Source organism: Pseudofrankia asymbiotica (assembly GCF_001983105.1).
GTDB classification, from domain to species: domain Bacteria; phylum Actinomycetota; class Actinomycetes; order Frankiales; family Frankiaceae; genus Pseudofrankia; species Pseudofrankia asymbiotica.
This window is the reverse complement of record NZ_MOMC01000063.1, coordinates 66,037-74,419: the sequence shown is the minus strand read 5'-3', so window position 1 is coordinate 74,419 and position 8,383 is coordinate 66,037. Positions and strand designations below refer to the sequence as shown.

The window sequence follows — 8,383 nt, the reverse complement described above, 5'->3', positions numbered from 1 at the left end:
GCGAACGCATGCTCTAGGCTGTCGGGGCCGTCCGCCCGATTCAGCAGTATTCGTTCGTACTTGCTAGCGTCCACGGGCTCCCCCTACTAGGCATTCACCACTCGGCAAGGCATACCGCCTGGAGACCCGGCGGCACGTCGCATCGTTGACAGATGTCCGCGACCTGCTGGCGGAGATCCTGAGGGTCTTGGCCGCGCATCTCGTGAAGGCGTGCGAGCCCATCGAGAACTCGGGCCACCCACAGATCGTCGTGGAGGTCGGTAAAGATTCCTCGGCTTCGCTCGAAGTGTTCGCGCGCGGCGTCCCATCGTGCGCGGTCCCGGAAGAGCATCCCGAGTTCTCGAAGCGCGCGGGCTTCAGCGGGCCGGTCGTTGATGCCCTGGAAGTACTGGAGTGCGTTGCGTGCGTTCTCTTCGGCGGCGTCCCATTGACGTTGGTGGCGCTGTATGTCCGCGAGGCTCACGCGCGTACGTGCTGCCCAGCGCCCGTCGTCCAGCGCTGTGAACATCGGCAATGCCTGACGAAGGTCAGCTTCGGCCCTCTGATAGTCGCCGATGATCCGGAACGCATCGCCACGGTTCCTGAGGCTGATCGCAATAAACCGCCGGTCCAAGAGATCTTCGAAGATCGGAAGGCACCGATCGAAGCACTCGACTGCCTCAGTAACTTTGCCGTCATTCCGGAGGACGGTGCCGAGAAGCCGCACCGACTGCGCCTCTCCGCGTTTGTCTCCCAGCTCGGTAAATGAGGTGATTCCCTCCCTTAGGAGGGTCTCGGCCGGAGGGTGCCGCCAGCGGTCGCGGTAGACCATGGCGAGCATCATTTTGATGCGCGCCTCTTCGCCCCGGTCACCAATCTGGCTGTAGAGGTCCAGTGAACGGCGGAATCGAGACTCGGACTCTTCCCACCGGGACAGACCGCGGAGCGCGTCCGCCATCCCGCCAAGGGTTCCCGCGACGGACCTCTGATCGGCGTGACGCTCGAATACCTCCAAGGATGACTGGAACGAGGAGATCGCCTCATCCAGGAGACCTTTATATCGATAGGCGTCAGCAAGGTTACGTCGCGCCAGCGCCTCTCGGTGCTCATCACCAAGTTCGTTGAACGCCGTCACGGATGCATCGGTGAGGCTGATGGCCTCATCGAATCTTCCAAGCTCCCGGTACAGGAGTCCAAGATTGTTCCTAATGACGGCTTGTCCGACGGTGCTTCCGGCGCGGTCTGCCGCTCGAAGCGCGATTCGATGAGTGTCTTCCCAATCCCTCCAGTCCGCGCGCCAGTTGAACATGGCGATGAGCGGCTCGGCGAGCTGCCAGGTCTCGGCCCAGAGTTCCGCCTCGAATGCCTGTGTCACTAGCAGCACCAGGGCGCCTCGTTCGGAGGCGAACCATTCCCGCGCATTTCGGCGCACGGTTTCCGGCGTGACAGGCATGCTGTCCGGGGCGGGAACGTGCAGAGCCCCAGGTTGGAGCACGGCCGACGCCTCCCGTGCCATCGCCACGTAGATGTTGGCTATGCGACGCAGCGCCGATTTCTGCGCGTCGTCCGGCTCTTCGGCTGCGAGAAGTTCGCGTGCATAGTCGCGTAGAAGATCGTGAAATCGGTATCGGACCATACCTATTGAGTCGATGCCCGACACCTCAAGCAGCTCCGCATCGACAAGCCGCTCGGCCGTTTCCTCCGCATTGGCCGGGCTGGTCTCTGTCAGCACTGCAAGGTTCCAGGCCGGGAACGTGGCCGCCTTGAGAATACCCAGCATCCGGAACGCCTGTTTTTCTTCTACGCTCCGGCTGTTATAGCTTAGGGCCAGAGACGCGCGCACTTCCATATTTCCGACCTTGAGAAGGTTCAGGCGGTTCTGTTCATCGCCGAGCCTGTCGGCAAACCAGTCCAGGCGCCACGCCGGGCGTGACGCGAGCCGCGCCGCCACGATTCTTAGTGCAAGTGGCAGGAACCCGCAGAGCTTGGCTATTCGCCGGGYGGAGTCTTCCTGGCTAACGAGGCGGGCTGGCCCTATGACTTTCCGGAGGAGGTCGAGCGCCTGCTCGGGCTCCATCACGTCGACTGATTCTGCGTGACATCCGGAGAGACCGGCCAGACGCGAGCGACTCGTGATGATGACCCCGCATTCCGGCGTGCCTGGAATGAGGTCTTCCAYCTGGGTTTCGTTCAACGCATTGTCGAGGAACACGAGGATCCGTCGCGTACTGGCGCGTCCACGGAACATACGTGAGCGATCATCGAGGGATTCTGGGATGTCGTTGTTGTCCACACCCAGCCCACGGAGAAATCCAGCCAGAACAAGCGCCGGGTCCAAGACTTGGTCTTCCACGCCACGAAGGTCTATGTACAATTGTCCGTCGGGGTAGTGACGCGCCACTTTGTGCGCGACGTGAAGCGAAAGTGCGGTTTTTCCGATTCCGCCCTTGCCGGAGACGGCGACTACGGGAAGTGCCTCGCGAACGCCATGCGCCGGCGGCGTGAGTATGTCGGTCAGGCGAGCCACCAGTTCCTCGCGGCCGGTGAAGTCTGCGACATCTGGAGGTAGTTCCTTCAGCGTCGGTAGCCTGTCGCGCCTGTCCGACCCATTGGCGCTCTTCTCGATCAACTGCTCACGTGTCTGCCACGCCGCGAAGACGCCCGGCAGAATCGAGCCCAGGGTCGCGAGTAAGACTTGTCCAGGATTCGGTGAACTCAGGCTACTTGCGATCCCAGCGAAGACGCCCCCTGCTGTTACGAAGCCAGCAAGGGACGGAGCCCAGATCCGTGGCCACGAGCCCGCTGGATTGCCCTCCTGCCTGCGACCCGATTCTTCGTCATCGTCAGGCGGAGGATCGGGCAAGTCAGGTGGTCCGCCAGGGCGGCCGCGGCGTGGGTCGRCCATCATCATGCGTGTCTCCGGGGGCAAGCGGGCGACGGTGACCTAATTCGACCGGTAGACCAGATCGGCCGCACACAATGATAGGGCTATCTCTAGAGCTACTATCGCTAGAGATAGCGGGTGATCTCCGAATGATGCGTATTTGGCTGAGGACTGACTCCGGCCTAGGCGTCTGACCTGGTCAAACTCTGCGACAAAGGCGGCGGCGTTATGCAGATCGTTCGGTGATCTAGTCGCCCGGCGACCCGTCCGGCTGGTGCGACTCGTCCCCACGCCACCCAGGCCGATAACGGTCCAGCCACTCGACGATGTCCGAGTCCTCCCACATCCGCACCCGTACATGCCGCACTTTCGGCACAGGGAAGCTCGGCCGCCGAGACAGTTGATCGGCTCGGGTTCGCGAGACCCCGATCATCTCGGCGACTTCGTTGATCCCGACGAGGGCCATGGCTACAAAGCTAGGGCTGTCTCTAGAGAAACTGTCTTTAGACGTACTGCCCCAAACGCTTGCCCCGTTCGCCTTCGGCGGTGCAGGCCCGGGTCTAGGCGGCGGATATGACGAAGGCCCCCGGCTAGGCGGCCTAGGGCCCTTCTCGTGTTGGTGTGCGCTATCGAGGGTCGTTCATGTCTCGCCAGACGACGCGCACGCGCCGGGTCTCGTCGTCGTACCGGCCGTCTTCATCGGGGCCAGCGACGATGACCGCGTCGACAAGCTGTGTGAGGATCACCCGCTTTGCTGCGATGTCTTCGCCCAGGTCGTCCCAGCCTTCGGCGCCGTTCACGGGCAGCGTGGCGCGGCGTCGCGCGCTGGTGTGCATCCGGGCCTCGGCGTCGCGGATCTGCTTGGTGACGGCCCGGTGGGCGTCCTCGTAGGCGTCGTCGTCCATCCTCCCGGCTGCCCACCGGTCGGCCAGGGCCTTCTTACGGGCTTCCAGCGTCGCCAGCTCAGCCGTGGCGAGGTCCGCCGTTTCGACGGGCTGGAGGACGAGTTCGTCGAGGCGCTCCCGGACGGCGCGGGAGACCAGCATGATGAGGAAGCCTTCCCCGACCCGGACCGGAGCCGTACACCGGCCGTTGCGGCGCTGGCAGTAGAGCCGCTTCCCGCTCGCACCGTTTCCGGTCATCTTGTGGCCGCACGACGCGCAGTAGACGAAGCCGRCCAACACGCGCCGAACCCTCTGCGCGTTGGTGTTGGTCCGCCGCGCCGAGTCGGTCAGTACCGCCCGGACCTGCTCCCACGTGTCGACGTTTAGGACTGCGGGCCACTGCGCCTGCCCCATGACGGCGATCGTTCCCGTGCTGCGGCGGGTACTGCGGGTGTGGTAGCCGCGCATGCCGATCAGACGCGGGTTGACCATCATTTCTTTGATCGTGGTCGGGTTCCACGGACGACCGGTCACGGTCGCCACACCGTCGGTGTCGAGCTGACGCGCGATCGCCCCCAACGGCGTGCCTGCCAGGACGTCGGCAGCGACGCGACGGATGACCTCGGCCTCGTCCGGGACGAGGGCGTGGAAGTCCCGGATCGGCTCGCCGGTGTGGTCGGTGCCGACGATCGGACCGTAGCCGTAGGCGCGGCGTCCGCCGTGGTTACGGCCCTGCTCTGCCCGCTGCTGGGCAGCGCGAGACACCCGCTCCGCGGTGCGCTCGACCTCTCCCGCGTCGATAGAAAAGATGATGTCCGCCATCATCCGGCCGTCGGCGGAGGTGAAGTCCATGGTGTTGCCCTTGACCGGAATCAGCCGGACGTTGCGGGCCTTGAACAGCTCGATCACGCGCATCCGGTCGGGCCGGTTGCGCAGGAAGCGGTTCGAGGTCCACGCGATCACAGCGTCGATCTCGCCAGCCTGCGCCATCGCGATGATCCGTTCGAACTCCGGCCGGTAGTCCTTCGTGGCTGACAGGTCGTTGTCGGTCAAAACGTCGATCAGCTCGATGTCGTCGCGCCGCTCGGCGGTCTCACGGATGTCCTCGTCCTGGCGGGTGACCCCGGCTTCCAGTCCTTCGCGGTCATCGGAGATCCGGCGGTAACCGATCGTGCGCAGCTTGCGGACCACGCCCGAACCGTATGCGTTCAAAGAGTCAGACCATAGGGTGACATTGGCCCTCACGCCGTCACCCCCGGACGCGCAGCCAGGAGGGCAGCCAGCGCGGGACGAGGCACCATGATCGTAATGGGGCGGCGCGGCGGGACCTGGCATCGCCAACCGCTGTCGTGGTTGCCCACGTCGTCTGTGACGTCGTCCAGGACGATCTCTATCTCGGCACCGTCGTGGATCTCGATTTGGAGGATCTTGCCCTCGATGACGGCACCGTCGTCCGTGCTCATGCGGACGCGGTCACCGATCTTCACGGCAGCCGCGTGCGCGGGAACCTCGACCTCGACGGRCCCAACCGGGTGCGACCAGCAACCGCAGTCCGCGATGTCCTTGCGGCACCGCACGCACCGGTCATCAGCGTCGTAGTGCTCGACGGGAGCGGGCTCCTCGACGAGGACGCCCAAGGCGTCGCGGCCCGCGTCGGTCAGCTGGTACAGCCGGATACGAACCAGCCCCCCGCGCAGGTCGCGGAACCGGTCGGGATCCTCGACGATCAGGCCGTGCCTGACTAGGCTGTCGATGGTTCGGGCGTTGAGCTTGATCTCAGAGGCGCCACGCGCCGAGAAGTAGCCGTGACCGAAGCTGTCGGCCTGGTAGAAGACCGAGCCCTCGTGAACGAGGGTCAGCGCGCGGCGCTGAGGGTCCGACAGCCGCGGGGCCTTGCGGGTGTGTGCGTCCATGGGGTCGACGGGTCGTTGTCGGCGTAGGTGATTCTGACTGTCGGGTCGATCCGTGGGCGAGCTCGAGACGTTCGACGGCGTCGGGATCCGGGCGTCGATGTCGAGGAACTGATGGACGCCGGCATCGCCGCCGGCGTGGCGAGCGAAGGCGAGTGAGATCGACGTGGCTCAGGCGGTCGCCGGCTCGGCGTAGGTGTTGGTCAGGACGTACTTCTCCATGAACTGGAGCTGCCAGTCGTACGCGGTGATCGGCTCGAACCGGGGGCCTTCCGGGCCGACCATGGTGGGCACCGGGGTGACGACCGTGTCGACGTTCGGCAGGAAGAACGTGGCGATCGACTGTCGCTGGTTGGCTGGCGTCGGGCCGGCGACGACCCGGTGGACGGTGGCCGGGTAGCGCCCGTTGGTCCACCGGCTGAGCAGGTGGCCGATGTTGATGACGAAGGCGTCGGCGCGTACCGGCACCGTGGTCCACTCGCCGCTGAGGCCGCGGAGCTGCAGGCCCTCGTAGTCACCCCGCTGGTGCAGCACCGTCAGCCCGCCGGAGTCGGCGTGCGCCCTGAGCAGGACGTCCTCGTGGTCGGCGTCGACGGGCTGGGGCGGGTAGAAGTTCGCCGAGAACAGCGTGACGTCCTTGGCGAACGGCGCGGCGAAGTAGTCCGCCGGCAGCTCCAGCGCCATGGCGAACAGCGACATGAGTGTGCGCGCGAGCCGCCGCGTGGCCTCGGCGTACCGCAGCCAGGGGGCCCTGAAGCCGGGCAGCTGCTCGGGCCAGACGTTCGGCACGAAGTAGTCGGGGTGCCCGCCGACGGCGCCGTCGGCCTCGGCGGCGGCCAGGTCGTCGTAGGTGATGAACTGCAGTGCCCGGCTCAGCACGCGGCCCTGGTCGTCGATCCGCTCGAAGAGACCGCGCTGGCTGGCCCGTGGCCGGACCAGGGCACGCCGCTCGTCATCCGGCAGCGCGGCGACCTGGTCCATCGTGGCGTACGCGGCGTCGACGAGAACGGCGGGGACGCCATGCCCGACGACCTGCAGGAATCCGACGTCGGCGAGGGCCCGGCGCAGCTCCGCCACGACCGAGGCGGCTCCACCTCCAGCGTCAGCTCCAGTTCCAGCACCAGTGCTGGCGCCGGTCAGCGCCGGACTGAGGTTGACGACGGGGATCTGGCTCATGTGCCCTGCCTTTCGGAAGCCGGCCGGCGCCGCCCGCATCAGGCCGCGCCGCCGTTCGGGGTGATCGTCTCGGCGGTCACATGGTCGGCGTCGGGGGACAGCAGGTAGGCGACGGTGGCGGCGACGTCCTCGTCCCGGGGCAGGCCGAGCAGGAAGATGCCGGCGAGCGTCTCGCGGGTGGCGTCGTCGGCCGGTCCGCCGTTCATGTCGGTGAAGTGGATCCCCGGGGCGACGAGGTTCACCGTCATCCGTGGGGCGAGCTCCGCGGCGAGTGCCTGGGTGAACCCGACCAGCCCGGCCTTCGCGGTGACATAGTGCACGGCGCCGGTCTTGGCGCGGCCGGTGGCGGTGACGATCCCGCTGCCGATGTTCACGACCTTCGCGGCGATCCGCCGACCGGGCAGCGGATCGAGCGTCGACGTGCCGGCGCGCAGGCACTCGCGGGTGACGAGGAACGCCGAGCGCAGGTGGGAGGTCATCATCTCGTCCCAGCTGGCGACGTCCATCTCCTCGACCGAGGAGCGGCTCATGATCCCGGAGTTGTTGACCAGCAGTCGGACCGGGCCGGCGTCGAGAGCGATCCGCGCGACCATGTCCCGCACGGCCTCCTCGTCGGTCGTGTCGGCGCCGATCGCGAGGGCGCTGCCGCCGGCCGCGCGGATCCCGGCGACGACCTCGTCCGCGAGGTCCTCGCGGGCGCGGTAGTTGACGACGACGGTCGCCCCGTCGGCGGCGAGCCGGCGGGCGATGGTGGCGCCGAGCCCCCGGCTGGAGCCGGTGACCAGGGCGACGTGGTCAGACAGGACGGGCACGGCTGACTCCTCACGAAGGCCAGGCGCGCACGGCGGCGGGCCGGGCCAGCCCGTAGTGGCCGCGCAGCGTCGTGGCGGTGTACTCGGTCCGGTCGCCGTGCGAGGGGTCAGGCGYGCGGGTTGTGGCCGGCCTGCACGACCAGCGCACGGGCCGTGTGGCCCGCGCGGGCGCGCCAGCGGTGCCGGATCCCGCCGGAGAAGTAGAGGACGTCGCCGACGGCGAGCATGTGCGTGCCCTCCGCGTCCAGATCGACCTCCAGCTCGCCCGACAGAAGATAGATCATCTCCGCGGTCTCGTGCTCGAAGTACTCCTCGTAGCGGCCAGAGGTGACCGTGAACTCCACCGGGTACATCCCGCGGGTCCCCGACACCAGCGGCCGGGTGACCCCCAGGGCGTGCCGATGGACCTGCCCCTCCCCGCTGCGGCGCAGCGACACGCGCGGCGCCGTCGAGTCCTCCCCGGCGGCGGCGAGCAGGCCGGGAGCGGTGCTGCCGAGCGCCCGGGCGATCCGGTGCAGCGACTCCATGCTCGCCCTGGTCAGCCCGCGCTCGAGCTGGCTGAGGAACGGGTTCGACAGCTCGGAGAGCTCGGCGAGCTGGACGAGGGTCAGCCCCTGCTCGCGGCGCAGCCGCCGGATCACCGCCCCCAGCCGGATTCCGATGTCCCCGAAGGCATCCGCGGCGCCAGGCTGGTCGGGCTGGGGCTTCTGCACGGCGACTCACGCTATCTCCCGCGGG

6 protein-coding genes are annotated in these 8,383 nt (G+C 67.2%); all 6 read right to left on the bottom strand.

Annotated elements, in window-relative coordinates; genetic code table 11:
• Positions 1–94: 94 nt before the first annotated feature.
• The 6 genes from BL253_RS28920 to BL253_RS28890 all read right to left on the bottom strand — a co-directional run bounded on the left by BL253_RS28920 (position 95) and on the right by BL253_RS28890 (position 8,358).
• Complete coding sequence (locus BL253_RS28920) at positions 95–2,608, bottom strand: ATP-binding protein (protein ID WP_158230442.1); 2,514 nt, start codon at positions 2,606–2,608, stop codon at positions 95–97.
• Between the two features lie 881 nt (positions 2,609–3,489).
• Positions 3,490–4,959: a recombinase family protein gene (locus BL253_RS28910; protein ID WP_241835247.1), complete on the bottom strand. Its 1,470-nt coding sequence runs from the start codon at positions 4,957–4,959 to the stop codon at positions 3,490–3,492.
• A gap of 29 nt (positions 4,960–4,988) precedes the next feature.
• Complete coding sequence (locus tag BL253_RS28905; RefSeq protein WP_076820464.1) at positions 4,989–5,660, bottom strand: hypothetical protein; 672 nt, start codon at positions 5,658–5,660, stop codon at positions 4,989–4,991.
• Positions 5,661–5,828: 168 nt separating this feature from the next.
• Positions 5,829–6,833, bottom strand: coding sequence for an isopenicillin N synthase family dioxygenase (locus BL253_RS28900; protein WP_158230441.1), 1,005 nt, complete (start codon positions 6,831–6,833; stop codon positions 5,829–5,831).
• Positions 6,834–6,871: 38 nt separating this feature from the next.
• Positions 6,872–7,645, bottom strand: a complete 774-nt coding sequence (locus tag BL253_RS28895; protein WP_076820462.1) for an SDR family NAD(P)-dependent oxidoreductase — start codon at positions 7,643–7,645, stop codon at positions 6,872–6,874.
• Between the two features lie 107 nt (positions 7,646–7,752).
• Positions 7,753–8,358: a helix-turn-helix domain-containing protein gene (locus BL253_RS28890; RefSeq protein ID WP_081438794.1), complete on the bottom strand. Its 606-nt coding sequence runs from the start codon at positions 8,356–8,358 to the stop codon at positions 7,753–7,755.
• Positions 8,359–8,383: the final 25 nt, after the last annotated feature.

Bases quoted from the DNA above. Each gene is read 5' to 3' on its own strand.
- BL253_RS28900 (WP_158230441.1), bottom strand. From the start codon at position 6,833: ATGAGCCAGATCCCCGTCGTCAACCTCAGTCCGGCGCTGACCGGCGCC.